The following is a 24,498-nucleotide window of genomic DNA, read 5'->3' as shown; positions in this document are numbered from 1 at the left end:
CAGGGATTTTTCATACGGGACATCCCTGTCCCGATGAAAAACGGCCCGCATCCATGCGGGCCGCCCTCCGGGTCTTCGATGGCCTTCGCGAGTTTGAGATGACGCACAGCAACAGCAACAGCAACAGCAACCCTACAGCCATGGCACATCAAAGGGTAGGAGCGGCGTCCTACTGGATTTCCTTCGGTCACAAGCCGCGACCACGCAACAACAATCGCCCCGCGCCGGTGGCCGTAGATTTGCGGTCGCGGCTCGCGCCGCTCCTACCCTAAGAGCACGGCAGCCGTTGCCGTTGCCGTTGCCATATGAGCTTGGCGCAGTACCGAAGTCGCGGGGACATTTGGAGACCCGGAGGGCGGCGCACAGGACGTGCGCCGTTTTTCGATAGGACATGGATGTCCTATCGAAAAATCCCGGCGACAGCATCGCACTCGTGGCCTGTGCCCTTGCAAGGAGAGCCCTTTTCTTTGGTTACCTTTCTTTTGGGCTTAGCAAAAGAAAGTAACCCGGCCGCGTTAGCGGGCGGAAGCTTTGCTCTTGATGTTGCTTCGCTGTCCTACGGCCGGAGACGCCGGCGCCACGACAGGACGCGGTCGCGACTTGTGACCGAAGGAAATCCAGTAGGACGCCGCTCCTACAAGGGGGCTACGGCTAGTAACGCCACGAGACCGTTGCAGCGCGGTCGCGACTTGTGACCGAAGGAAATCCAGTAGGACGTCGCTCCTACCCTTTAAAGGCGGAGCGGCGGCCGATTACGACAGCCGAAAAGGCGGCCATCGGGACACGAAACCGCCGACGTCACTTCGCGCCGAACCGCTCGGCGAAGAACGCCCGCATCGCCGCGAACGAGCGCTTGGCGGCGCGTTCGTCGTAACGGCAGTTGTCGCCCACCGGATTGTCGGCATCCTCGATCTGCGAGAAGCAATGCACTGCGCCGCTGTAGTTGACGAACTGCCAATCGGCGCCGGCTTCGTTCATTTCCTTCTCGAAGGCGACGATGTCTTCTTGCGGCACCGATTTGTCGGCGGCGCCGTTGAGCACCAGCAGCGGGGTGTTGACCTTGACGCCGTTGCTCGGCAAATGCGATTTGAGGCCGCCGTGGAAGCTCACCACGCCGGCGAGGTTGGCACCCGTGCGCGCCAGTTCCAGCGCTGCCGAGCCGCCGAAGCAAAAACCCAGGGCGCCGATCTTCGAGGCGTCCAGCGGTGCGGTCTTGTCCTGCGCCTTGAGCGCCGCGACCGCTTCGCCGACGCGCTTGCGCAAGCTGGTGCCGCCGTCGGCATAGACCTTGCCGACCGCAGCCTTGGCCTCGGTCTTGTCCTTGGGGCGCACGCTCTTGCCGTAAACGTCGGCGACCAGCACGACGTAATCGTCGCCGGCGATGTTCTTGGCCTGTTTGATGGCGTCGTCGGTGACGCCCATCCAGTTCGGCACCATCACCAGGCCCGGGCGTTTGATCTTGTTGACGTCGTCGTAGACCAGCACGCCGCTGTAGCTGTCGTCGCCGACTTTCCACTCCACGGGTTTGGTCTGCATCGCCGCGAACGCGGGCGAAGCGCACAGTACGAGAGACATCGCGGCGGCAAGACGGCGCATGGTCGGACTCCGGGTGGCGTGGGAATGCGCGCACCTTAGCGCGTCCNATCCGGTCGCGCCGCGGCGGCGGACGCGAAGCCGCAGGATCAGGCTATGCCGAGCCCGGCGATGGTGCTGATCGAGTCCGGGTCGAAGCCCGCCAGCTCGGCGAAATGACGGCCGCGCGCGACGTAATCGCGATAGGGGCCGTAGCTCGGCGCGCCCGGCGACAGCAGCACCACCCCGCCCTCGCCGCCGCCCCCGCGCAGCGCGGCCCGGGCTTGGGCCATGGCCTCAGCGAGGTCCTTGGCCGCGGACAGGCGGAAGTCGGACTGCGCTGCGATCGAAGCCAGCAGTTCGTGGATGCGCGGGCCGTTCTCGCCCATGGTCACGATCGCGACCGGCGCCTGCCGGCGCATCGCATCGGCGAACACTTGCCAGTCGATGCCGCGGTCGTGGCCGCCGAGCAGGATCGCGATGCGGCGCCCGGCGAAGCAGTCGAGCGCGGCGAGGCTGGCGTGCGGCGTGGTGCTGATCGAGTCGTTGACGTAAACCAGGCCCTCGCGTTCGCCGAGCTGCTGCAGGCGGTGCGGCAGCGGACGGAAGCTCGCCGCGTGCGCCGCCAGCGGCGCCGCGTCGACGCCGAGGGCTTCGATCGCGGTCAGCACCGCGCACAGGTTGCTGCGGTTGTGGCGGCCGGGCAGCGGCAGGGCCGAGGTGTCCAGCACCTCGCGCTCGCCGCGCCACAGGACATCGCCGCGCAGGTGCCAGCCGTCTTCGCGGCCGAACCAGCGGACCTCGCTGTCGGGCAGGTCGAGACCGGCGAGCACTGCGTCGTTGGCGTTCAACACTGCGATCTTCGGCTTGCCCGCGGTCAGCAGGCGCAGTTTGTCTTCGACATAGCGCGCCTGCGAACCGTGCCAGTCGAGATGTTCGGGGTAGATGTTGAGGGCAATCGCGACCTCGGGGCGGGCGCCGCCCGCGGCGACGTCGCCGGTCTGATAGCTCGACAGTTCGATCGCCCAGAATTCCGGCGGCTGCGGCAGGTCCAGCACTTCCAGCAAGGGCAGGCCGATGTTGCCGGCCAGCGCGGTGCGGTGGCCGCCGGCGCGCAGCAGGTGCGCGAGCAGCGAGGTGGTGGTGCTCTTGCCCTTGGTGCCGGTCACGCAGACGGTGCGCGCATCGGCATGCTCGCCGAACCACAGCGCGGTGCCGCCGATGAAGCGGGTGCCCTGCTCGGCCGCGGCCAAGGCCTCGGCGCGATACGGGCTGATGCCGGGCGACTTGATCACCCAGTCGAACGCACTCAGACGGTCGGCGGTGGCGGCGGTTTCGACCGCCAGGCGCGCGTCGTTCAAGCCGCGCGCGTCGGCGGCTTCATCGGCCGGACAAAACAGGGTCAGCGCCAGCTCGGGCAGGCGCGAACGGATCGCCTGATAGGCCGCGCGGCCTTCGCGGCCCCAGCCCCACAGCGCGACGCGCTGCCCGTCAAGCTGCGAAATAAGCACGCAGCCGCTCCCACAGAGCCGGCGGCAGACGCTGTTCGTCGTCCAGCACCAGCAGCGGTTCGATGCGCAGATCGTCGCCGCCGAGTTGCGGACGGATCTCGCGCGCGAAGCGTTCGACCAGGGTGTCTTCGCGCCATTCCGGACGCTCGGCCAGCGCCGCCATCGCCGCGCGCGATTCGCGGCCTTCGCCGACGCACTCGAACGGCTTGTGATTGCGGTATTCCAGCAGCGCGTCGAAGCCGTCGGTCTGGGCCGCGTCGTCGAGCAGATTGCGGCCGAAGATGCCGACCAGGCGCGGCTTGGGCATGAACGGCGCCAGCGCCAGGAACACGAAATGGCATTTCGGGCAGACCCCGCACCAGCGGCTGGCCGGACGCTCGCCGAGGATGTGGAAGTTGCGGTTGCAGCTGCTGAAGTGGGTGTCGTAACGATCGGTGCGGGCGAACTGGCGCGCCACCGCAAGTTCGCTGAGCGGGCGCAGCAACGAGTAGTAATGCAGGTCGGCGGCGACCTGGTTCTGCACGTAGTCGCCGAACGCCCGCTCGCAGGCCCAGCCCTTCGACCACTGGTGGTTCACCTCGCCGGTGCCTTCGATCAGGCTGCCGTAGCTGGCCGAGCGCTCGTTGGAGAACACCACCTGATCGACGCCGTGCAGCAGCGCCGCCAGCACCATGATCGCCGAGTTCACCACCGTCACCGGGATGTGGCCGTTGTAGGCGCCCTGGCGGTTGAGCTCGAACAACTGCGGTGCGAGCGCGCGGCCGAGGTTGAGGGTCGGCAGGTCGGTGCGCTGGGCGCAGGCGGCGATCAGTTGCGAGCCGCCGATCCAGGTCACGGTCTGCTCGACCCCGAGCGTGCGCAGCGCCTCGATGCTGACCAGCGAATCCTTGCCGCCGCCGATCGCGACCAGGGCATGCGGCTTCAACCCAAGCGGACCCGCCTTGGCGTCGGGCGCCGCGGCGTCGACCGGGAAACGGATCTTGCCGTGCAGGTTCAGCCCGTTGCGATAAGCGAACTCGCCCAGCCCGTTGACGTAGATCAGCTCCAGCAGCGCCGCGGTCTCGGCATCGATCGCATAGGAATCGATGCGGATGGTCTCGGGCACCGCCGCCTTGTAATAGCTGACGCCGGCGATCAGGTGCAGCAGGCGCAAGGCGCGCTCGACCGCATGCGCGCGCGCACCGGCCAGGGCGAACGGCGCGCCCGGCACGGTGATGGTCTCGATCAGTTCCGGACCGTCGTCGAAGGCGTAAACGAGTTCGGCGACGCCGGTGGCGGCATCGAGCTGGCAACGCACGAAGCGGAACACGTCGGCTTTGAAGGAACTCTGGGTCGGGATCATGCGGCGGCTCCGGCGGGCGCGGTTGCAGCGATAAACCGGAAAACACGCCGGGCCTGCGACGGCGCCGGGAGATATCCGAACAGGGGTTTGAGTGTGGACGCGCGAAGGCGCAGCGAGGAGGAGACGATCACTCGATCACCTCCTCGAGCGGCAGCGCGCGCAGGTTGTAGGTATTGGCCATGGCCATGCCGTAGGCGCCGGCATCGGCGACCAAGATCGTGTCGCCCTCGGCGGTCGCCGCCGGCAGCAGGCGCGCGCGGCCGAGCACGTCGCTGCTTTCGCAGACTGGGCCGACCACGTCGAAGGTCGCGGTCTGCGCATCTTCGAAACGGCTGAGGTTGTGGATGCCGTGGTAGGCCTCGTACATGGCCGGACGCATCAGCGCGTTCATGCCGGCATCGCAGCCGATGCGTAGCACGCCGTCCTTCTCGATCACCTGGGTCACGCCGAGCAGCAGCACGCCGCATTCGGCGACCAGGTAACGGCCCGGCTCGATGATCAGGCCGTAACGCGGATACGCGGCCTTGATCTCTTCCAGACCGGCGCGCCATTGCGCCAGGTCGAACTGCGGCGCTTCCGGGGTGTAGGCGATCGGCAGGCCGCCGCCGATGTCGATGGTCTCGATGGTGCCGACGCTGTCGGCCAGGCCGGCGAGGCTGGCGTAGACGCCGCGCCAGTGCTGCGGGTCGTCGATGCCGCTGCCCAGGTGCGCATGCAGGCCGCTGATGCGCACACCGAGCTTGCGCGCTTCTTCGACGAAAGCGTCGAAGCGCGACAACGGCAGGCCGAACTTGGCGGCGACGCCGCCGGTGCGCACTTTCTCGTGGTGGCCTTCGCCGTGGCCGAGGTCCAGCCGCAGCCACAAGGTGCGGCCGCGGAACACCTCGGGCCAACGCTTCAGCGCTTCGATGTTGTCGAGGGTGACGATCACCCCGCGCTGCAGGGCCGCTTCGTACTCGTGGCGCGGGGCGAAGCTCGGGGTGAACAGCACTCGCTCCGGCGCCATGTGCGGCACCGCGGCGAACACGCGTTCGATCTCGGCCAGCGACACGCATTCCAGGCCGAAGCCTTCGCCGACGATCGTCTTGAGGATCGCGGGATGCGAGTTGGCCTTCATCGCATAGAAACAGCGGTCGACCGCTTCGGTGCCGATCAGCGAACGGGCGCGCTCACGCACCGTCGCCAGGTCGTAAACGTAGCGCGGCGTGCCGGCCTCGGCCATGGCCAGCAGGCGCTCGCGCTTGCCCTGCCACCAGGCCGGCGCGCGCTGCGGCTTGCCGTGCGCAATCTCGCGCCAGCTCGGCCCGAACACGCTGTCGTCGCGCACCGGCATCGCGCCGCTGCGGATCAGTTCGTGGTGCAGATGCGGCAGCAGGCCGTCGGCATCGGCCTCGTCGATGACGAAGGTCAGGTTGAGGTCGTTCGACGACTGCGAGATCAAATGCACGCGTTCGCGCCCGAACGCCGCCCAGATGTCGGACAAACGGTGCAGCAGCGAACGCATGCCGCGCCCGACCAGGGTGATCGCCGCGCACGGCGCGATCACCTTGACCCGGCAGACCTCGGCCAGGTCGGCCGACAGCGCTTCCAGGACGTTGCTGTTGACCAGGTTCTCGCTCGGGTCGAGCGAGACGGTGACGTTGGTTTCCGACGAGCCGATCAAGTCGATCGACAGGCCGTGACGCTTGAAGCGCTCGAACACGTCGGCGAGGAAGCCGACCTGCTGCCACATGCCGATGCTTTCCATCGACACCAGCACGATGCCGTTGCGGCGGCTGATCGCCTTGACCCCCGGTACGGTGACCGCACTGGCGTCGATGCGCGTGCCCGGCAGGTCGAAACGCTCGGTGTCGAGGATCGCCATCGGCACGCCGGCGTCGCGGCACGGCGCGATCGAACGCGGGTGCAGCACCTTGGCGCCGGTGGTGGCGATTTCCTGCGCTTCGGCGTAGTCCAGGCGCGCGAGCAGACGCGCATCCGGCACTTCACGCGGATTGGCGCTGAACATGCCCGGCACGTCGGTCCAGATTTCGACCCGCTGCGCCTTCAACAAGGCACCGAAGTACGCCGCCGAAGTATCGGAACCGCCGCGGCCGAGGATGGCGGTGCCGCCGTCGCCGTGGCGGGCGATGAAGCCCTGGGTGATCAGCATCGCGGTGGGCTGCGCATCGAAGCGCTCGCCGAAACCGGTATCGCCGAGGTGGCGGCAATTCACCGACAGCCGTTGCGCCCAGTCGCTGGCGTTCGGCAGCGACACCGCATCGAGCCAGTCGCGCGCATCGCACCAGCCGAAGTCGTGGCCCTGCGAACGCAGATAAGCGTCGCCGATGGTCGAGGACAGCAGTTCGCCCTGCCCCAACACCTCGGCCTGCCAATCCAACGCACGGCTCGCCGCGCGCGGATCGGTTTCCAATGCAATCAATTTCGCCAGGCGCTCGCCGAGCACCGCGTCGGGATCGAGGTCGAGCTCGCCGCAGAACGCGCGATGCCGCTCGACCAGGGTCGCAAACCGCGCGGCGAAGCCCTCGTCCTGCCCGGCCGGCGCGTAGGCGATCGCCTGCAATTCGTTGGTCACGCCCGACAGCGCCGAGACCACGACGAGGACGCGGCGGCCCTCTTCGCGCATACGTTTCGAGGCCAAGCGCCCGATCGTGTCCCAACGGTTGCGGCGGGATACCGAAGTACCACCGAACTTGAGCACTACCCAGCCTGTCGCTTGCGCCACCACGTATTCCTCGGTTGTCGTTCCATTGTCGTAAGGCCCGGCACATTGCCGGGGCAGCTAAACCCATCCGCAACCGACCTGTCCGGCCGGCGCGGGATTCCACACTTGCGGGCTCGTCGCGCCTAGAATCACGCGCTCGCCCGGGAGCCCGGGCACGAAGCGACGATTCTAGTCGAAACCTGCCGGCTCACGAGCGTGCTCCCGACGCCGCACTCCGGGCCCTGCCGCCCTCACCGCCTGTGTACCGCCACCTGCACGGACTCTTCGGAACCCCACCCGAAATGACGCAACGCCGCTATCTGCAACTGGACGTGTTCGCCGACCGGCCCGGCGCCGGCAATCCGCTGGCCGTGGTCCTCGACGCCGAGGGCCTGGACGACGAAGCTATGCAGGCCATCGCCCGCTGGACGCGCCTGCCCGAAACCACCTTCGTGTTCCCGCCGACCCAGCCCGGCGCCAGCTACCGCATCCGCATGTTCAGCCCGCGCCGCGAGGTGCCGTTCGCCGGCCACCCGAGCGTCGGCACCGCCTGCGTCGTGCTCGAGGCCGGCCTGGCCGAGCCGGTCGACGGCCATCTGGTCCAGGAAGGCGTGGTCGGCCTGTTGCCGCTGTCGGTCGACGGCGAAGGCGACGCCCGCACCATCGCCGTGCGCACGCCGCGCGCGCGGGTGCTGGAAACCGCTGCGGCCGGCGACCCGCGCCTGGCCGAGACCCTGCGCGAGCTGCCGCTCGGCGCGCTGCCGCCGGCCTTGGTGGACGGCGGCCGGCGCTGGTGGCTGGCCGAACTGCGCGACGAGAGCGCCCTGCGCGCGGCGACCCCGGACTGGGCCGCGATCGGCCGCCTGGCCGAAAGCACCGAAAGCATGGGCCTGTGCGCGTTCGCGCGCGCCGACGCCGGCCGGGACTACGACCTGGTCGTGCGCGCCTTCGTCGGTGCGCCGGCGCAGTTCGAGGACGCCGCCTCGGGCGCGGCCAACGCCACCCTCGCCGCCTGGCTCAATCACAACGGCGCCCTGCCCGGCCGCGACGGCCGTTACACCGTCAGCCAGGGCCGCGAAGTCGGCTTCGATGCGCGCCTGCAATTGCGTGTCGACGGCGACGGCGAAGTCTGGTCGGGCGGCCGGGTCAGCAACGTGGTACGCGGCCAGATCGACTGGCGCTGAGCGCAGGCCATCAGTCCCGAGCCATCGCCGTTCGCGGCGGCCCGGCAACCACGCTCAAGCCGCGCCGGCGGCCTCGGCTTTTTCGCGGCGCGCCACCGCACGGCGGCCCAGCGCGACCGCGATGAAAGCCGGCAGGTACATCAGCAAGCCGTAGATCGCCGCCGGTACGGCGATCTGCGGCGATTGCAACAGAGTCAGCGCGATCACGATCGCCAGGGTGCTGTTCTGCACGCCGACCTCCATGCCGACCGTGATCGCATCGCGCAAGGCCAGGCCGGTCAGCCGCGCCAACAGGAAACCGCCGCCGATCGCCGCCGAACACATCGCCAGCGCGGCCGGGCCGAGTTCCGGCAAGGTGCGCAGCAACAGTTCGCTCTGGGTCACGCTGATGGCGACGATCAACAGCAGCAACAGCAGCAAGGCGAAGCGGCTGACCCAGGGTTCGACCCGCAGGGCGAAACCGCTCGCGTAGCGGCGCAAGGCCATGCCGAGCAACACCGGTACCAACACCAGGGCCGCCAGGTGCATCACGGTCTGGCCGACCGGCAGGCGGATCTCGCGGGTCTCGCCGCCGAACCACTGCAGAGCCAGATTCACCAACAGCGGCACGCTGAGGAAGGTCACCAGCGCGCTGATCACGGTCAGCGTGACCGCCAGCGCGACATTGCCGCGGGCCAGATAGGTCAACGCGTTGGAGCTGCTGCCGCTCGGGCAGGCGGCGACCAGCACGAAGCCGACCGCGAATTCGAGCGAATGCGGGAACAGCCAGGCGACGGCGAAGCCCAGCAAAGGCAGCAACAGGTAATGGCCGACCAGGCCGACCGCGACCGGGCGCGGATTGCGCCCGATGCGCTGGAAATCTTCGCCGCGCAGGGTCAGGCCGATGCCGCACATGATGATGGCGATCGCGATCGGCAGACCGATCTTGAGCAACACGCTGTCCTGCATGGCGATCTCCTTGAGTTTTCGCGCGCGTCTGTCGTTGCGGCCGTCGTCGGTGCGGCATCGACCGACCGCGGCTCATCCGACGATCAGCGATGGCGGTTGCCGCCGACTTTCGCACATTCGATGCGCTGCGGTCGCGATACCGCGTCGCGAGTTCCGCCGTGGGCTTGCGGATCGCAGGCGCACGCAATCGGCGTCGCACAAACGAAAACGCCGGAACCTTTCGGTCCCGGCGTTCCAGTCGCGGTCGCGGCACACCGTTCCTTCCGCCGCGCCGATGCCGACTCAGTCGGGGCGCACGTCCACGCGCACGCGGATGCGGTCGCCGGGGTTGTGGTTGGTGCGGGTGCGATAGGTCTTGCCGGCGTATTCGTAGGTCACGTCGTAGGCGCTGACCGAACGCTCGCCGCCCGAGTAGTAGTTGCCGCCGCCGGCCGGCACCGGGTCGCAGACCCGCACCGTGCCCGTACGCGGCTCCTGGCTGCGCTTGCTCTGCTCGTAGATGCTGCGGCCGGCCATGCCGCCGACCATCGAACCCAGCGCCGAGGTCGCGTAGCGCGCGCTGCCGCCGCCGACCTTGCTGCCGAGCACCGCGCCGACGATGCCGCCGACCACGGTCGCGGCGGTACGGCCGCCTTCGGTGCCGACCGCGCGGCGCTGGTTGCCGTACTGGTCGTAATAGCTGTCGTCGCGGCGCGGCTCGTACTCGTTGCCGTAATACGAATCGCCCTGGACGTAGGTCGGGCGCTCGTAGCAGCGCTGGCCCTGGTTGACCGGCTGCGAGCTGTAGTTGTCGAACACCGGATCGACGCGGATCACCCGCGCGTAGTCGACCTGACTGCTGTTGTAGTCGCCGACCTGCTGCGATGAGCCATAGGACGAGCCGTACGGCTGGCCATACGACTGGGCCGACGCGACGCCGGTGGTGGCGGCCAGACCCAGGCCCAGGGCGGTGACTAGCAAGCGGTTCATCATGAGCTCCAGGCGCCGACATGGCGCGGGATGGATCGTCGGGCCGCAGCGGTCAACCCGGGCTGAATGCAGCCGGGGGCGTGGCGGTACGGCCTGTGTCGTTTACCTCGCCGACAGCCAGTCGGCCGCCTGCGCGGCCAGCCGGGCGGCGTCGCGCCCCAACAAAGGGCCGACGTGGCTCGGCGACGGCCACGGTAACAAAGTCGCGCCGATCGCCGCTGCGAACTGCGCCGACAATTCCGGCGCGACGTCGTCGTCGCGCTGCGAGGCGATGCACAGCACCGGCACCTCCACGGCGGGCATCTCTACAGCCGGCATCTCAACGGCTGGCACTTCGACACCGGCATGCGCCTCGCGCAGCACCGCGCCGGACTCGTCGCGCCAGCGCCGGAACGCGTACAGCACGGCAGCTTCGTCGGCATCGACCATGGCGCGCCGGGTCGAGGCCAGACGCGCATCGCGCCGCCAAGGCACCACATCGGGCCAGTCGCGCGCCGGCAATCGCGCCGCCCACGGCGCCGGCGGCAGGGGGTTGATCAGCACCACCGCGTCGGCCAAGTCCGCGCACAACCAGGCCAGCAGGCCGCCGAGGCTGGCGCCGATCACCGCGCGCGGCCGCGGCAAGGCCTCCAGTTCGGCACGGACCTGGCGCCGGTAGTGGTCGAGCGTGGTCGCGGCCAGGCCCTCGGGCGCCGGCCGCAGATCCGGCGCGACCGTGCCGAGGCCGCGCGAGCGCAGCACGTCCTGCCACAGGTTCCACTCCCAGGCGCCGGCCCCGGCGCCATGGATCAGCAAGGCATGGCGGATACAGGCGCGCGGCGTCATGGGATCGGGCATCGGGTTCGACCAAGACCGACCGCCCTCGTCCGCGACGCGGGAGAAGGGTCGGTGCAAAGACAGGTTACTGGCGGCCTCGCCGAAGCGGCGCGACGCCGGACTCGGCGCCTGCCGGGCGAGGCAGGCCCAGCGCCGCTCCCGCTCGATGCGGGAACGGCCGCCCGGCCCGGCTCAGACCAACTTGGCTTCCAGGCTCATCGGCACCGCGCTGAGGGCCTTCGACACCGGGCAGTTGGCCTTGGCGTCCTCGGCGATGGCCTGGAACTTGGCGGCGTCGATGCCGGGCACTTCGGCGGTGAGCTTGAGGCGGATCTGCGACAGGGTCGGCCCGCCTTCCATCGACAGGTCGACTTCGGCGCGGGTGTCGAGCTTGGCCGGCGGATGCCCGGCTTCGGTCAGCTTGGCCGACAGCGCCATGGTGAAGCAGCCGGCGTGGGCGGCGGCGATCAGCTCTTCGGGGTTGGTGCCTTTCTCGTCGCCGAAGCGGCTGTTGAAACCGTAGCGGGTGTCGGCGAGCACACCGCTCTGCGGCGTGCTCAGGCGGCCCTGGCCGCTTTTCAGATCGCCTTCCCAGTGAGCGGTGGCGTGGCGCGAGATACCCATGGTGCCGTTCTCCAACGATGAGGGGCGGCCAGGGTAACCGGGGGGAGCTAGGAAACAGTGAAGACGAACGAGTAGTGAGTAACGAGGCGGGAGGCTTCGCTCCACTCGTTATTCGCTGCTCGTTACTCGCTCCTGGCTTGCCGCTCCTCGCATGCGGCGCCGCAGCACGCGCAAACGCCAAGCCACGCACGCTTCGCCGCGTCGGGCTTGACCCACCCTCGCGCCTGCGGGAGTCTGTGGTTCCGGCCCCCGCCGGCAGTAACCCGCCATGACCGCCCGCCGAGCGCCACGCTCGGGCGCGCAGCGCGGACAGCCATGACGGCCTTCCCACCCTAGCCTCAGGGAGAAGTCCGCTCATGTCCTACAGCACAACATCCATTCGCAACGTGGCCTTGGCAGGCCACCCCGGCGCCGGCAAAACCACGCTCTTCGAAGCCCTGCTGCAGGCCGGCGGCGCAGTCCAGACGGCAGGCAGCATCGAACGCGGCACCACGGTTTCGGATTTCGACCCCATCGAGAAACAACGCGGCCACTCGCTCGACGCCGCCATCGCCAGCACCGATCACGCCGGCATCCACGTCAACCTGATCGACACCCCCGGCTATCCGGATTTCCGCGGCCCGACGCTGTCGGCGCTGGCCGCGGTCGAGACCGTCGTGGTGGTGGTCGATGCCGACAGCGGCGTCGAATACGGCACCCGCCGGATGATGGAGCACGCCAAAGCGCGCCGGCTCTGCCGCGTGCTGGTGGTCAACAAGATCGACCACGAGGGCGCCGATCCGGCCGGCGTGCTGGAAGCGATCCGCGAAAGCTTCGGCCCCGAATGCCTGCCGCTCAACCTGCCCGCCGAGGGCGGCAAGGCGGTCGTCGATTGTTTCGCCACACCCGGCAACGACGGCGGCGGCAGCGACCTCGGCGCGGTCGCCGACTGGCACCAGAAGATCATCGACCAGGTGGTCGAGGTCAACGAAACGGTGATGGAGCACTACCTCGACCTCGGCGAAGGCGGCCTGTCCGGCGACGAGTTGCACGACGCCTTCGAGCAGTGCCTGCGCGAAGGCCATCTGGTGCCGGTGCTGTTCTGCTCGGCGCGCAGCGGCGTCGGCATCAAGGAACTGCTCGACGTCGCCGAACGCCTGTTCCCGCACCCCGGCGAAGCCAATCCGCCGCCGTTCGTCAAAGGCGTCGGCGAAGACGCCCAGCCCATCGTCGCCGCGCCCGACCCGGACGCGCACGTGATCGCCGACGTGTTCAAGATCGTCAACGACCCCTTCGTCGGTAAGCTCGGCGTGTTCCGCGTCTACCAGGGCACGGTGCGCAAGGACACCCAGTTGTTCGTCGACGACGGCAAGAAACCGTTCAAGGTCGGCCACCTGTTCAAGCTCAAGGGCAAGGAGCACGTCGAAGTCGACCAGGCGATCCCCGGCGACATCGCCGGCGTCGCCAAGGTCGACGACCTGCATTTCGATGCGGTCCTGCACGACAGCCACGACGAAGACCAGATCCACCTCGCGCCGCTGAATTTCCCGCGGCCGATGTTCGGCCTCGCGGTGGAGGCGGCGAGCAAGGGCCAGGAGCAGAAACTCGCCACCGCCCTGCACAAGCTGTCCGAGGAAGACCCCTGCTTCCAGGTCGAGCACGAGGCCGAGACCAACGAGACCGTGATCCGCGGCCTGTCCGACCTGCACCTGCGCATCAACATCGACCGGCTCAAGGACAAGTACGGGGTCGAGGTGACGGCGCGGCCGCCGCGCATCGCCTATCGCGAAACCGTCAGCGGCAAGGCCGAGGGCCACCACCGCCACAAGAAACAGACCGGCGGCGCCGGCCAGTTCGGCGAGGTGTTCCTGCGCGTGGAGCCGCTGCCGCGCGGCGGCGGCTTCGAGTTCGTCGACGAGGTCAAGGGCGGCACCATCCCAGGCCAGTTCCTGCCGGCGGTCGAGAAAGGCGTGCGTCAGGTGCTGCACGACGGCGCGTTGGCCGGGTATCCGATCCAGGACGTGCGGGTGATCGTCTACGACGGCAAGTACCACACCGTCGACAGCAAGGAAGTGGCCTTCGTCGCCGCCGGCAAGAAAGCCTTCCTCGATGCGATCACCAAGGCCCGCCCGCAGGTGCTGGAACCGATCGTCGACCTGGAGGTCAACGCACCCGAGCAGCACATGGGCGACATCAGCGGCGGCCTGGCCAGCAAACGCGCGCGCATCAACGGCACCGACAGCGTTCGCGGCGGCGAGATCGTCGTGCGCGCGCAGGTGCCCTTGTCGGAACTGGAAGGCTACGCCGCCGAGCTCAAGTCGGTGACCGCCGGACGCGGCCGCTACTCGCTCGACTTCAGCCATTACGAGCCGGTGCCAGGCAGCGTCCAGCAAAAACTCATGGAGGCCTACAAACCCAAGCACGAAGAGGACTGAGCGGGGTCCGGGCTGCTAACGTTCGCGGTCCATCGTCCCGAACCGCGAACATGCCCAAACACCGCAGCGACCGCGAGCGTTCCGAGATCCTCAACCGCTACGCGCAACGGCTCGTCCATCGCGGCGGCGAGCGCGAGCTCCACTGGTACCGACGCGCGGCCCAGGCCGATCCGAGCTGGGCCGCACCGTGGTTCAACCTCGGCCTGGTGCACAAGTACCGCGGCGAGTGGGCCGAATCCCTGCAGGCCAATCGCGCCGCGCTGGAACGCCAGGGCGACCATGCCGGCGCTTGCTGGAACCTGGGCATCGCCGCGACCGCGCTGAGCGATTGGAGCTGCGCCCGCGAGGCCTGGCGCAAGTACGGCGTGGGCCTGCCCGAGGGCGAGGGCCCGATCGAAGCCGGACTGGGCGCGATGGTGCTGCGGATCGATCTGGACGATAGCGGCGAGGCGGTCTGGGCCGAACGCATCGACCCGGCACGCGCGCGCATCCTCAACGTGCCGCTGCCTGGCAGCGGCCATCGCTACGGCGACATCGTCCTGCACGACGGCGCCGTGCAGGGCACGCGCAAGGTCGAAGGGCGCGAATACCCCGTGTTCAACGCCCTCGGGCTGTGGCAGGCCTCGGCTTACGCCACCTACGAGGCGTTGATCGAAACCCCGGCGCCGGAAACCTTGGCGGCGCTGGTCGAGCGGGTGCGCGAGGGCCAGGGCGAAAGCAAGGGCCAGGTCGAGGACTGGACCCACAGCGTGCGGTATCTGTGCAAGGCCTGTGCCGAAGGCGATCACGACCACGGCGACAGCGCCGAGCCCATCCCGCACACCCACTTCCAGCTCGGCATCGCCGCGACCGACGAAGCCTGGCTGCGCGGCGTGCTCGACGACTGGCTGGGCGCGCATCCGCAGGCGCGCCTGCTCGAATTCAGCCGCGCCTTTCCCGCCGACGTCACGCCCTGAGGCCGGACAATCGCAGCGGGCGCAGTCCCGTCCGCACCGCTGCGGCGGCGCTCACAAGCGCCGCGCCGCCTCGTTACCATCGGAATCAAGGAGCGCCACGATGCCCACGACCTCGCCATCCGATCGCCGCAGCACGCCGGGCCCTGCCGCGGCGTTGGCCTGTCTGCTCGTCGCCGTCGCCTTGCTGCCCGCGCTCGCCGCGGCCGCCGGGACCAAGGCGTCGTCGCGCACGGCCCTGCAGAACCGCTGCGGCTGGTTCATCAACCCGACCCCGGCCAATGCCTGGCTCGACGATCGCGACGGCAGTTGGACGGTGGCGCTGCAAGGCGGCCACCAGGCCGACGGCGACTGGCCCGAGTTCGCCGACAAGGATTGGGTCGTCACCAACGGCAGCAGCTACGGCCATGGTTGCGCCTGCATGAAGGTCAAGGTGGACCGCAAGACCATGACGGTGCTGCGGATCGCCTCGGCGCAGAGCAAGCCGCTCGCGCAGTGCCGACGCGACCGGAAGCTCAAGGAACCCAAGGACTGAGCCGCGCACCCCGCCCATGACCGCAGCCCCGACCACCCCCGCTCCGCCGTCGCTGGAAACCGATCCGGAGCTGACCAAGATCGTCTCCGATGCGTTGACGGTCGTCTCCAATCCCACCGATCTGCTCGCGACCCTGTTCGTGGTCGTGGGCAGCGTGCTCGCGTCGGCGCTGATCGTCCGCCGTATCCGGCCGCGGCTCAAACATCGCTTCGCCTGGCTGACCCTGCTCGACTACCTCGCCACGCCGGTGCTGTCGCTGACCTTGCTGTCGCTGTTCGGCCTGTTCGGCGACCTGTTCGACAACCCACTGATCGATCTCGGCGGCACCTTGATCGCGCTGTTGTGCCTCATTCGCCTGCTCGGCGCGATCGTCGAGCTGCTGTTCCGCCCGACCGCGACCCTGCGCTTCATGCTGCGCGTGGTCACGGTGCTGCTGTGGATTTATGTGGTGCTGCAGATCTTCGGCACGCGCAACCCGTTGATCGGCCAGTTCTTCTCGACGCAATGGAGCGTCCTCGGCTTCAGCCTGACCACCCGCCACATCCTCGACGGCCTCACCGCCGGCGTGGTGATCGTGATCGTCGCGCTGTGGGGCGACAAGGCCATCGGCAACCTGCTGCGGCGCAACCGCACCCTGCAGCCGAATTTCGTCCTCGCCCTGTCGCGCATCTTCAGCGTGCTGATGTGGATCGCCGCACTGGCGCTGATCTTCTCAATCAGCGGCATCAACCTCACCGCCCTGGCCGCGTTCAGCGGCGCCCTCGGCATCGGCCTCGGGCTCGGCCTGCAACGGCTCGCGGCCAGTTACATCAGCGGCCTGATCGTGCTGTTCGAGCAGTCGGTGCGGGTCGGCGACAACATCGCCACCAACAACATCATCGGCCGCGTCACCCGCATGACCGTGCGCTACACCATGATCCGCACCCGCGACGGGGTCGAGGCGATCGTGCCCAACGACAGCCTGACCAGCAACGTGATCGTCAACCAGTCCTGGTCCGACCGCAATCTGCGCCTGGTCTGCGGCGTGCTGGTGAGAGGCGACACCGACACCCATGCCGCACGCGCGCTGTTCCTGGAGGCGATGAAGGCGCAGGACCGCGTCCTGCAGCAACCGCCGCCGCATATGTACGTCACCGGCGTCAACGACAAGGGCATCCAGCTCGACGGCCACTTCTGGATCAACGACCCCGAGAACGGCCAGCACAACGTCGTCTCCGACATTTACGACGCGGTGCTGCAGTCGTTCCGCAAGAACGGCATCGCGCTGGTGGCGCAATGAGGCTTAAGCCGGCATTTCGGGTCGGCCGACTCCGTTCGCCGCCGCGATAAGCGTCGCAGTTGGCGGACGGCCCGGCAGGAGTAGGATGCGGGCATGAACGACGGTTCCCACCCGCGCTTCTTCTGGCAGTTCCCGATGCGGCCGATCCGCGAGAAGGGTTTGGCCGAGGCGCTGCCCGACGACGGCCACCTGCGCATCCTGTTCCTGTGGGGCAAGGACTGCCCGAACTGCGATATCGCCAAGGGCCAGATCCTGCTGACGCCGGAACGCTTCGTCTGGCCCGACGTCGAATGGCTGCACGACAACGTCTACGAAGACCCGGGCATGGGCACGCATTTCGGCCTGCACGGCATTCCGGCGTTCTTGGTGTTCCGCGGCGCCAAGAAGCTCGGCCGGATCAGCCAATGGCCCGGCACCGATGCCTTCGTCGCCGCGATAGAAAAACTGCGCGTGGCGCCGGCGCCGGCTGCCCCGCCGCAAGCGCTTTAAGAGTAGGAGCGGCGCAAGCCGCGATAAACCGAAGAAGCCGAATACCACGTAGCTCCCGAAGCCGACAGCCCTCCGGATCGCTTTTGGGGGCATCCGATCTTCGGCCACCACGCTCGCGTACGCCGCTGCGGTTGATCGCGGCTTGCGCCGCTCCTACCCCAGGCAAACCTCGGCCCGGCGCGTCGCCATCTCTCACACCGCCCGCGCAACACAGCTTCCCGCCCGGCAACGACCGCCCAGGCTTGGCGCGTGCACCGCCGCGGAGCAGACTGCGGGTTCTTCCCGCCGCGACCGCAGGCCGCCGCCATGTTCGACTTCGCCACGCTCGCCGCCTACCTCGCCGCCGCTGCGGTGCTGGTCCTGATTCCCGGACCGGGCACGGCCTGGATCATCGCCCAGAGCGCCGCCGGCGGAACCTCGCGCGGCGTGCAGGCGGCGTTCGGGCTCGAAACCGCGACCCTGATCCATGCGCTCGCCGCCGGCCTCGGCCTGTCGGCGTTGCTCGCGACCTCGGCGCTGGCCTTCGAGGCGATCAAATATGCCGGCGCCGCCTACTTGATCTGGCTCGGCATCAAGGCCTGGCGCAGCCCCTCGCCCGCCCCCGCCGCGACCGACGACGCATCGCAGGCAGCGGCAACCTCGGCGCGCCACGTCTATCTGCGCTCGGTGATGACCGGCGTGCTCAATCCGAAGGTCGCGCTGTTTTTCCTCGCCTTCCTGCCGCAGTTCGTCCATCCCGAGCGCGGCATGGTCTGGCTGCAGTTCCTGGTGCTCGGCGCCTTGCTGTCGCTGATCGGCCTGTCGCACAGCGTGTTGCTGAGCGTCGCCTTCGGCCATTTCGGCCGCCGCATCGGCCGGCGCTTCTCCGGCGGCGGGCGCTGGAAAGAACGCCTGACCGGCAGCGTATTCATCGCCCTGGGCCTGCGCCTGGCGGTGCAGCAGCGCAGCTGAGGCGCAGAGCCCGCACGTCCGGGCGCTTCGGCGAGGACCCAACCGCGGATGTACGGCGCCGCCGGCGCAGGCCGCGCTTCGTCTTGAAGCGGCGGTCCCGCGCCCACAGGTCGGAGATTCACGACCTCGATTGCAGGAGCGCCGCGCATGAAGACACAGGGTTTTCTCGACCAATTGCTGAAGACCGCACAAAGCAGCCTCGGCGGGGCCGGCGGACTCGAAGGCCTGCTCGGCGGCGGCAAACCGCCGGTGCCCTATCAGGACAAGTACGCACAAGACAAGCACGCACGAGACAAGCAAACGGAAGAGAAACGCGGCCTGCTCAATGCCGACTTCGGCAAGGGCGCGCTCGCCGGCGGCGCACTCGGCCTGCTGCTCGGCCACCGCAAGCTGCGCAAGAGCGCGGGCAAGATCGCCTTGTACGGCGGCGTCGCCGCGGTCGGCGTGCTGGCCTACAAGGCCTATGGCGAATACAAGCGGCAGCAGGATGCCGGCGCCGCGGAGCCGCAGACCGTCGACCGCCTGCCGCCGCCGCAGGCCGAGCAACACAGCCAGGCCATCCTGCAGGCGCTGGTCGCCGCATCCAAGGCCGACGGCCATATCGATGCGCGCGAACGCGAGGCCATCGAAGGCGAATTCACCCGCATCGACGGCGACCCGGAACTGCGCCGCTGGCTGCACGACGAACTGGAAAAACCGCTCGACCCGGCCGAAGTGGCGCGCGCCGCGACCACTCCGGAAATCGCCGCGGAGATGTACCTGGCCAGCCTGCTCGCCGCCGATGAACAGAGCTATATGGAACGCGCCTATCTCGACGAACTGGCGCGCCAGCTCAAGATCGACGACGCGCTCAAGAGCCGGCTCGAACAGCAGTTGCGCGACGCCCAAGCCTAAGCACCCCGAGCGCTCCCGGCCGCTGCGCAGAGCGGAACTCGGTCACAAGCGGGCGCGGCGGCGGCGCGTCCGCACCGCCGGCGCTGCCGCCGGTCGGCGCGGCGCCCTCTTCGTCGATGGCAGCCGTTAGGATCGCTGCGCCGCCCTACTGCGCGGCGCTTCCCTATCGACCGGACCGTCGCCGATGCGTTTGCTGATTCCCGCCTTGTTAGCGCTGACCTTCGTCGGCTGCTCCTGCCAACGCCAGGCCGAGACCGATACGCCCGTTGTCGATGCGGCGACGGCGCCGGTCGCCGACGATGCCGCCGCGCGCGCCCGCGCCGATGCCGCCAAACGCGCCGACGCACTGAGCCAGCAGCGCCTGGATGCGATGAACGAAGCGGTCAACAAGCTGCATCTGTACCTGCAGCAACTCAGCAGCGGCAAACGCGAAGCGGCCGACAAGCATTGGGCCTATCAACGCATGCCGCGCGGCAACGAAGAAGCCGACCTGCGTTCGATCAAGCAATTCACCTCGATGCGGATCGAGAACGACACGCCGAAACCACTCGACCAGGAAGCGGTGCCGGAATCGCTGGAAATCCCGGTGGAGCTGCGGGTCGACGTCGCCGACGGCGAGTCGCGGCGCTACACCGGCTGGTATCGCATGCGACGCAGCCCGGTCGACCGCAGTTGGGAACTGACCGCCACGTCGCTGTCGGTGAAACTGCAGTAAGCCGAGCGCGCCACGCTGGCGCACTCGACGCCCACCCCGGTCAGCGCGCGTCCAGCGAGCTGAGCCTGCGCTGTGCCCGACTTCCGGCATCTCGCCGCAATCGAGGAGGGGCTTATACACTGGGCCATCGACGCGCCCTCGAACGACGGCGCGCGGTCTATGTCTCTACGGACCCCGTCATGCGCCCGAATCGTTTCCTCGCCGTCCCGGCCCTCGCCCTCGCGCTTTCCGCCCTGCTCGCCGCCTGCGGCGGCAAGGACCGCCCCGCGGACGGCACCGCCGCCGGCGCCGATCCCCAGGCGCTGCCGGCGCCTGCCGGCGCAGGCGCTGCCGGCGTCACCGGCATGCCCTCAGCGCCCGGGCCCGGCCAGGTCGGCGCGCCGGTCGAAGGCAGCACGGCCAGCCCCTTGTTCGACGAGAACGGCAACCCGATTCCCGGCAGCGACGCCGGCACGCCCGCGACCGGCATCGACGGCACCTTGCCGCCGCCCGAGTCCGGCACCGAGACCGGCACCCCGCCGCTCGCCACCGAACCCACCCCGGAAGACGCCGTCGCCGTGGTGCGCGATTACTACGCCGCGATCAATGGCGGCAATTTCGCCCGTGCTCACGCACTGTGGTCGGACGGCGGCAACGCCAGCGGACAGAACGCCCAGCAGTTCGCCAACGGTTTCGCCGAGACCACCGGCGTATCGGTGGAAGTGCTGGCACCGGGCCGGGTCGACGCCGGCGCCGGCCAGCGCTATGTCGAAGTGCCGGTCGCGATCACCGCCACTCAACGCGACGGCAGCCAGCGCAAATACGTGGGCGCCTACACCCTGCGTCGCAGCGTCGTCGACGGCGCCAGCGACGAACAACGCGCCTGGCGGATCGGCAGCGCCGACATCCGCGAGGTCAGGCAATGAACCCGCGCGCGGTGGCGAGCCGGACCTTCGTTGCGATCGCCAGCGTCGCCTTGCTCGGCGCTTGCGAACGCACGCCGCCCGCGCCTGCCACCGAACCGGTCGCGCAGGTGTCGCGGCCGGCGGCAACGCCGCAAACGACCGCGACCGCGGCCGAAAAAGGCCAGGACACAGCGCCGCCGGCCGAGCTCGACTACGTCCTGCCCGGCGCTCTCGCCCCCGACACCGGGCCGGCCCAGTTGCGCGCCTTGTTCGGCGCGGACCAGGTGGAGATCTCCCATCATCTGCCGGGCGCGGAAGGCGAGGAGTTCCGCGGGGTGATCCTCTACCCCACGGATTCGGCGCTGCGCGCCTATCTGTATTTCCAGGATTCGCAACAGCTGCGCGGCCTGTCCAACGTGGTGGTGCGCGAGCCCGACTCGCGTTGGCGTCTCGACAACGGCGTGCGCATGGGCATGCGCTTGGCCGAGCTGGTCAGTCTCAACGGTAAGCCGATCCGGTTCAGCGGCCTGGACTGGGACTACGGCGGCGCGATCACCGACTGGAACGGCGGCCGTCTCGCCGCCAAGGACGGCGACCCGGTGATCCGGCATGCGCGTCTGGACCGCAATGCGCAAGCGTCCACCGCGGAAGATGCCTACCCGTCCGGCGACAACGAATTCTCCAGCGACGACAAACGCTATCCGCAACAGGGCGAACTGCTGTCGGTCGGCGAACTGCGGGTGTCGTTCCCCGGCGAGGACGATCTTTGAATCGCGCTTCGCAGGGCGGCATGAACACCAGCGTCCCGCGCATCGTCCTCGACAGCAACGTCTGCCTGGACATGTTCGCCTTCAAGGACCCGCTGACCGCCTCGTTGCTCGCGGCGCTGCGCGAGGGCCGCATCGAGGCCGTCACCGATACGGCCTGCCGCGAAGAATGGCAGCGCGTGCTGACCTATCCCAAGCTCGCCCTGGACGACACTGCACGCGCCGATTGCCTGCGCGATTACGACGAGCTGCTGCGTCTGCACCGACACGACGGCGTTCCGGCGCGCCCCCTGCCCCGCTGCGCCGATCCCGACGACCAGAAGTTCCTCGAACTCGCCCTGGCCGCCGACGCGCGCTGGCTGCTCAGCCGCGATCACGCCCTGCTGGTGCTCGGCCGCCGCACCGCGCGCGACGGCTTGTTCGAAGTGTTGACGCCGCGCGCCTGGGCCGCGTTGCAGACCCTGCGCGAGACCGCGCCCGAGGCCTGAACAGCGCCACGGATCGTGCGCGGAGGCCGTGCGATACTCGGCCCATGCAAGGCGTCCCCGTCCAGTTCGTCCACGCCCACGATGCCGCCGAATTCCGGCAGCCTTCGCATCGCGCCGGCGTCGAGCTGTACCGCGCGCACATCGTCCGCCACGCCTTCGAGCCGCACACCCACGAGGCCTTCGGCCTGGGCGCGATCGAATCGGGCGTCGAGCGTTTCCGTTATCGCGGCAGCGACCACCTCGCGCCGCCGGATTCGTTGGTGCTGATGAATCCCGACGTGCTGCACACCGGCCGCGCCGAGACCGAAGGCGGCTGGCGTTATCGCATGGTCTATCTCGACCCCGACGTGGTCGAAGACATCACCGGCGAGGCCGGCTGGTGGTTCGAGGACGCCGTGCGCCACGACCCCGAACGCGCCCGTCGCATCACCGCGCGCCTGGATGCCTTGTGGAACGCACGCGAACCGCTCGCCTTCGACAGCCAGTTGTTCGCCTTGCTGATGGAGTTCCGCGATCACGCCCGCATGCCGCGGCGCCTGCGCGAAGAGGCTGCGTCGCGCTTCGGCCCGGTCGTCGACTACCTGCGCGCGCATCTGGCCGAACGCGTCACCCTGGAAGAACTGGCCGCGGTCGCCGGCCTCAGCCCCTTCCACTTCCTCCGCCGTTTTCGCGCCCAGTACCACGTCACCCCGCAGCAGATGCTGATGGCGCTGCGCCTGTACGAGGCCAAGCGCCTGCTCGCCGGCGGCGCTGCGCTCGCAAGCATCGCCGCGGACACCGGGCTGACCGACCAGGCCCATCTGACCCGGGCGTTCTCGCGCCGCTACGGCATCACCCCGGCGCGTTACCAGAAACAAATCCGCCGCTGAGCGCGGCCGCGCCGAAAGCAATCTGGTACAAGACCGCGCCGCCGGGTTCGCCCAAGCTGGTCGCATGTGGCTAGGAACCCTCTATGCGCTCGCGGCCGGCCTGATCTGGGGCCTGGTCTTCGTCGGCCCGCTGTTGCTGCCGGAATACCCGGCGGCGCTGCAGTCGGTCGGGCGCTACCTCGCCTTTGGCTTGATCGCCTTGCCGCTGGCCTGGCTCGATCGCGCCGCCTTGCGCCAGCTGACCCGCGCCGACTGGATCGAAGCGCTGAAGCTGTCCGCTATCGGCAACCTGCTCTATTACCTGTTCCTGGCCAGCGCCATCCAGCGCGCCGGCGGCCCCTTGCCGACCATGATCATCGGCACCTTGCCGGTGGTGATCGCGGTCTGCGCGAACCTGCGCAACGCCCGCCGCGACGGGCGCCTGCCCTGGCTGCGCCTGCTGCCTTCATTGGCACTGATCGCGGCCGGCATCGCCTGCGTCAACCAAGTCGAATTGCAGGCCTTGCGCGCGGACGCCAACGCCGACGTACGCCGCTACGCTATCGGCGCCGTGCTCGCCATCGGCGCGGTCGCGTGCTGGACCTGGTATCCGCTGCGCAATGCCGACTGGCTGCGCGACCACCCCGGCCGCGGCCCGCGCACCTGGGCGACCGCGCAGGGCTTGGCGGTGCTGCCGCTGGCCTTGCTCGGCTACATAACGCTGTGGACCTTCATGAGCGCGGCCGGCCGCGACTTCCCCATGCCGTTCGGCCCGCGCCCGGGCTTCTTCATCGGCCTGATGGTGGCGATCGGCCTGTTCGCCTCCTGGGTCGGCACCTTGTGCTGGAACGAAGCCAGCCAGCGCCTGCCGACCGCCCTGGCCGGCCAGTTGATCGTATTCGAGACCATCGCCGCCCTGAGTTACGCCTTCATCCTGCGCGGCCGGATGCCGGAACCCTTGACCTTGATCGGCATCGCCCTGCTGATCGCGGGGGTGATCTGGGCATTACGGGTGAAGCCGGTGCCTTTGGCGAATGCGGAGAGTTGTTCGGCGCATTGAGGGTGATCGCACCGTTGCCGTTGCCGAGATTTTGATCTGCTTTGCTGCTTTGCTGCTTTGCTGCTTTGCCGGTCAGGTGGAGACCCGGAGGGCGCCGCACAGGACATGCGGCGTTTTCCGATAAGACAGGGACGTCTTATCGGAAAATCCCAGCGCGGGCATCGCACTCGTGGCCTGTGCCCTTGCAAGGAGAGCCCTTTTCTTTGGTTACCTTTCTTTTGGGCTTAGCAAAAGAAAGTAACCCGGCCGCGTAGCGGGCGGAAGCTCCGCACTTGCTTGAGAGACACGCCGGAGGCCGCGAGAACGCGGTCGCGACTTGTGACCGAAGGAAATCCAGTAGGACGTTGCTCCTACTCTTGAAGCGGCGACCACTACGCCTCAGCCTCGCGTCGCTTAGGGCTGGAGCCCAGGGTAGGAGCGGCGCAAGCCGCGACCACGCTGCGACGGTCTCGCCGCGCATCACTCAAGCTAGATCAAGATCAAACGCCTAAAGCTTCCGCCACTAAAGCGGCGGGTAACTTTCTTTTGTCTAAAGCAACAAAAGAAAGTCA

General features: G+C 68.7%; 23 protein-coding genes. 15 read left to right on the top strand and 8 right to left on the bottom strand.

Annotated elements, in window-relative coordinates; genetic code table 11:
* Positions 1-272: hypothetical protein (locus tag ACTJJK_RS14145; RefSeq protein ID WP_440730538.1), on the top strand; the 272-nt coding region annotated here is incomplete at its 5' end.
* Between the two features lie 526 nt (positions 273-798).
* Here ACTJJK_RS14145 and ACTJJK_RS14140 read toward each other — a convergent pair.
* The 4 genes from ACTJJK_RS14140 to ACTJJK_RS14125 form a co-directional block, all read right to left on the bottom strand.
* Positions 799-1,596 (bottom strand): dienelactone hydrolase family protein, encoded by a 798-nt coding sequence (locus ACTJJK_RS14140; RefSeq protein ID WP_440730537.1) that lies wholly within the window; start codon positions 1,594-1,596, stop codon positions 799-801.
* An 86-nt stretch (positions 1,597-1,682) separates the two neighbouring features.
* Positions 1,683-3,083, bottom strand: a complete 1,401-nt coding sequence (murD, locus tag ACTJJK_RS14135; RefSeq protein ID WP_440730536.1) for a UDP-N-acetylmuramoyl-L-alanine--D-glutamate ligase — start codon at positions 3,081-3,083, stop codon at positions 1,683-1,685.
* The gene (gene murL / locus ACTJJK_RS14130; protein ID WP_440730535.1) at positions 3,064-4,425 is read right to left on the bottom strand and encodes a UDP-N-acetyl-alpha-D-muramoyl-L-alanyl-L-glutamate epimerase; all 1,362 of its coding nucleotides are present in this window, start codon (positions 4,423-4,425) and stop codon (positions 3,064-3,066) included. The genes murD and murL overlap by 20 nt, the downstream gene beginning before the upstream one ends.
* Before the next feature lie 127 nt (positions 4,426-4,552).
* Positions 4,553-7,153, bottom strand: coding sequence for a bifunctional aspartate kinase/diaminopimelate decarboxylase (locus ACTJJK_RS14125; RefSeq protein ID WP_440730534.1), 2,601 nt, complete (start codon positions 7,151-7,153; stop codon positions 4,553-4,555).
* Between the two features lie 278 nt (positions 7,154-7,431).
* Between ACTJJK_RS14125 and ACTJJK_RS14120 the strand changes: the two genes are divergently transcribed.
* The gene (locus ACTJJK_RS14120) at positions 7,432-8,313 is read left to right on the top strand and encodes a PhzF family phenazine biosynthesis protein (RefSeq protein WP_440730533.1); all 882 of its coding nucleotides are present in this window, start codon (positions 7,432-7,434) and stop codon (positions 8,311-8,313) included.
* 54 nt (positions 8,314-8,367) lie between these two features.
* Here the strand turns inward: ACTJJK_RS14120 and ACTJJK_RS14115 are convergent, their stop codons facing one another.
* The 4 genes from ACTJJK_RS14115 to ACTJJK_RS14100 all read right to left on the bottom strand — a co-directional run bounded on the left by ACTJJK_RS14115 (position 8,368) and on the right by ACTJJK_RS14100 (position 11,670).
* Entirely contained in the window at positions 8,368-9,261 is an 894-nt protein-coding gene (locus tag ACTJJK_RS14115) for a bile acid:sodium symporter family protein (RefSeq protein ID WP_223619940.1), read from the bottom strand.
* Between the two features lie 282 nt (positions 9,262-9,543).
* A complete protein-coding gene (locus tag ACTJJK_RS14110) occupies positions 9,544-10,230 on the bottom strand; it encodes a glycine zipper 2TM domain-containing protein (RefSeq protein WP_223619939.1) in 687 nt (228 codons plus the stop codon).
* A 102-nt stretch (positions 10,231-10,332) separates the two neighbouring features.
* A complete protein-coding gene (locus ACTJJK_RS14105; RefSeq protein ID WP_440730532.1) occupies positions 10,333-11,067 on the bottom strand; it encodes an alpha/beta hydrolase in 735 nt (244 codons plus the stop codon).
* Between the two features lie 171 nt (positions 11,068-11,238).
* Positions 11,239-11,670 (bottom strand): OsmC family protein, encoded by a 432-nt coding sequence (locus ACTJJK_RS14100; RefSeq protein WP_440730531.1) that lies wholly within the window; start codon positions 11,668-11,670, stop codon positions 11,239-11,241.
* Positions 11,671-12,026: 356 nt separating this feature from the next.
* On the opposite strand from ACTJJK_RS14100, the gene fusA reads away from it, so the two are divergent.
* The 13 genes from fusA to ACTJJK_RS14035 all read left to right on the top strand — a co-directional run bounded on the left by fusA (position 12,027) and on the right by ACTJJK_RS14035 (position 23,947).
* Entirely contained in the window at positions 12,027-14,084 is a 2,058-nt protein-coding gene (fusA, locus tag ACTJJK_RS14095; RefSeq protein ID WP_440730530.1) for an elongation factor G, read from the top strand.
* A gap of 50 nt (positions 14,085-14,134) precedes the next feature.
* A complete protein-coding gene (locus tag ACTJJK_RS14090; protein WP_440730529.1) occupies positions 14,135-15,040 on the top strand; it encodes a hypothetical protein in 906 nt (301 codons plus the stop codon).
* Positions 15,041-15,140: 100 nt separating this feature from the next.
* Positions 15,141-15,572 carry a DUF4087 domain-containing protein gene (locus tag ACTJJK_RS14085; protein WP_440730528.1) on the top strand — a complete coding sequence of 144 codons (432 nt, stop codon included), beginning with the start codon at positions 15,141-15,143 and terminating at the stop codon, positions 15,570-15,572.
* A 16-nt stretch (positions 15,573-15,588) separates the two neighbouring features.
* Positions 15,589-16,851 carry a mechanosensitive ion channel domain-containing protein gene (locus tag ACTJJK_RS14080; protein ID WP_440730527.1) on the top strand — a complete coding sequence of 421 codons (1,263 nt, stop codon included), beginning with the start codon at positions 15,589-15,591 and terminating at the stop codon, positions 16,849-16,851.
* Between the two features lie 93 nt (positions 16,852-16,944).
* A complete protein-coding gene (locus ACTJJK_RS14075) occupies positions 16,945-17,340 on the top strand; it encodes a thioredoxin (RefSeq protein ID WP_031373295.1) in 396 nt (131 codons plus the stop codon).
* A gap of 306 nt (positions 17,341-17,646) precedes the next feature.
* Positions 17,647-18,291: a LysE family translocator gene (locus tag ACTJJK_RS14070; RefSeq protein WP_440730526.1), complete on the top strand. Its 645-nt coding sequence runs from the start codon at positions 17,647-17,649 to the stop codon at positions 18,289-18,291.
* Between the two features lie 147 nt (positions 18,292-18,438).
* Positions 18,439-19,185, top strand: a complete 747-nt coding sequence (locus tag ACTJJK_RS14065; protein WP_440730525.1) for a tellurite resistance TerB family protein — start codon at positions 18,439-18,441, stop codon at positions 19,183-19,185.
* 184 nt (positions 19,186-19,369) lie between these two features.
* Positions 19,370-19,900, top strand: a complete 531-nt coding sequence (locus tag ACTJJK_RS14060; protein WP_031373298.1) for a hypothetical protein — start codon at positions 19,370-19,372, stop codon at positions 19,898-19,900.
* A gap of 179 nt (positions 19,901-20,079) precedes the next feature.
* A complete protein-coding gene (locus ACTJJK_RS14055; protein WP_440730524.1) occupies positions 20,080-20,805 on the top strand; it encodes a hypothetical protein in 726 nt (241 codons plus the stop codon).
* Positions 20,802-21,554: a hypothetical protein gene (locus ACTJJK_RS14050; protein WP_440730523.1), complete on the top strand. Its 753-nt coding sequence runs from the start codon at positions 20,802-20,804 to the stop codon at positions 21,552-21,554. The genes ACTJJK_RS14055 and ACTJJK_RS14050 overlap by 4 nt, the downstream gene beginning before the upstream one ends.
* Before the next feature lie 20 nt (positions 21,555-21,574).
* Positions 21,575-22,039, top strand: coding sequence for a putative toxin-antitoxin system toxin component, PIN family (locus ACTJJK_RS14045; protein ID WP_223619927.1), 465 nt, complete (start codon positions 21,575-21,577; stop codon positions 22,037-22,039).
* A gap of 44 nt (positions 22,040-22,083) precedes the next feature.
* Positions 22,084-22,908, top strand: a complete 825-nt coding sequence (locus ACTJJK_RS14040) for an AraC family ligand binding domain-containing protein (protein ID WP_440730522.1) — start codon at positions 22,084-22,086, stop codon at positions 22,906-22,908.
* Between the two features lie 64 nt (positions 22,909-22,972).
* Positions 22,973-23,947, top strand: a complete 975-nt coding sequence (locus ACTJJK_RS14035) for a DMT family transporter (RefSeq protein ID WP_440730521.1) — start codon at positions 22,973-22,975, stop codon at positions 23,945-23,947.
* Positions 23,948-24,498: the final 551 nt, after the last annotated feature.

Origin of the sequence: Lysobacter sp. 22409 (genome assembly GCF_052045105.1) — a bacterium.
GTDB classification, from domain to species: Bacteria; Pseudomonadota; Gammaproteobacteria; order Xanthomonadales; family Xanthomonadaceae; genus Lysobacter; species Lysobacter antibioticus_B.
The sequence above is the reverse complement of the archived record's forward strand: the minus strand, read 5'-3'. Positions and strand labels throughout refer to the sequence as shown.

What these genes read in the sequence shown, in the direction of transcription:
- ACTJJK_RS14075 (WP_031373295.1), top strand. Translation starts at nt 16,945, where the DNA reads ATGAACGACGGTTCCCACCCGCGCTTCTTCTGGCAGTTCCCGATGCGG.
- ACTJJK_RS14085 (WP_440730528.1), top strand. Translation starts at nt 15,141, where the DNA reads ATGCCCACGACCTCGCCATCCGATCGCCGCAGCACGCCGGGCCCTGCC.
- ACTJJK_RS14070 (WP_440730526.1), top strand. Translation starts at nt 17,647, where the DNA reads ATGTTCGACTTCGCCACGCTCGCCGCCTACCTCGCCGCCGCTGCGGTG.
- ACTJJK_RS14055 (WP_440730524.1), top strand. Translation starts at nt 20,080, where the DNA reads ATGCGCCCGAATCGTTTCCTCGCCGTCCCGGCCCTCGCCCTCGCGCTT.
- fusA (WP_440730530.1), top strand. Translation starts at nt 12,027, where the DNA reads ATGTCCTACAGCACAACATCCATTCGCAACGTGGCCTTGGCAGGCCAC.
- ACTJJK_RS14090 (WP_440730529.1), top strand. Translation starts at nt 14,135, where the DNA reads ATGCCCAAACACCGCAGCGACCGCGAGCGTTCCGAGATCCTCAACCGC.
- ACTJJK_RS14080 (WP_440730527.1), top strand. Translation starts at nt 15,589, where the DNA reads ATGACCGCAGCCCCGACCACCCCCGCTCCGCCGTCGCTGGAAACCGAT.
- ACTJJK_RS14100 (WP_440730531.1), bottom strand. Translation starts at nt 11,670, where the DNA reads ATGGGTATCTCGCGCCACGCCACCGCTCACTGGGAAGGCGATCTGAAA.
- ACTJJK_RS14050 (WP_440730523.1), top strand. Translation starts at nt 20,802, where the DNA reads ATGAACCCGCGCGCGGTGGCGAGCCGGACCTTCGTTGCGATCGCCAGC.
- ACTJJK_RS14120 (WP_440730533.1), top strand. Translation starts at nt 7,432, where the DNA reads ATGACGCAACGCCGCTATCTGCAACTGGACGTGTTCGCCGACCGGCCC.
- ACTJJK_RS14115 (WP_223619940.1), bottom strand. Translation starts at nt 9,261, where the DNA reads ATGCAGGACAGCGTGTTGCTCAAGATCGGTCTGCCGATCGCGATCGCC.
- ACTJJK_RS14110 (WP_223619939.1), bottom strand. Translation starts at nt 10,230, where the DNA reads ATGAACCGCTTGCTAGTCACCGCCCTGGGCCTGGGTCTGGCCGCCACC.
- ACTJJK_RS14035 (WP_440730521.1), top strand. Translation starts at nt 22,973, where the DNA reads ATGTGGCTAGGAACCCTCTATGCGCTCGCGGCCGGCCTGATCTGGGGC.
- ACTJJK_RS14065 (WP_440730525.1), top strand. Translation starts at nt 18,439, where the DNA reads ATGAAGACACAGGGTTTTCTCGACCAATTGCTGAAGACCGCACAAAGC.
- ACTJJK_RS14040 (WP_440730522.1), top strand. Translation starts at nt 22,084, where the DNA reads ATGCAAGGCGTCCCCGTCCAGTTCGTCCACGCCCACGATGCCGCCGAA.
- murL (WP_440730535.1), bottom strand. Translation starts at nt 4,425, where the DNA reads ATGATCCCGACCCAGAGTTCCTTCAAAGCCGACGTGTTCCGCTTCGTG.
- ACTJJK_RS14045 (WP_223619927.1), top strand. Translation starts at nt 21,575, where the DNA reads ATGAACACCAGCGTCCCGCGCATCGTCCTCGACAGCAACGTCTGCCTG.
- ACTJJK_RS14060 (WP_031373298.1), top strand. Translation starts at nt 19,370, where the DNA reads ATGCGTTTGCTGATTCCCGCCTTGTTAGCGCTGACCTTCGTCGGCTGC.
- ACTJJK_RS14140 (WP_440730537.1), bottom strand. Translation starts at nt 1,596, where the DNA reads ATGCGCCGTCTTGCCGCCGCGATGTCTCTCGTACTGTGCGCTTCGCCC.
- ACTJJK_RS14105 (WP_440730532.1), bottom strand. Translation starts at nt 11,067, where the DNA reads ATGCCCGATCCCATGACGCCGCGCGCCTGTATCCGCCATGCCTTGCTG.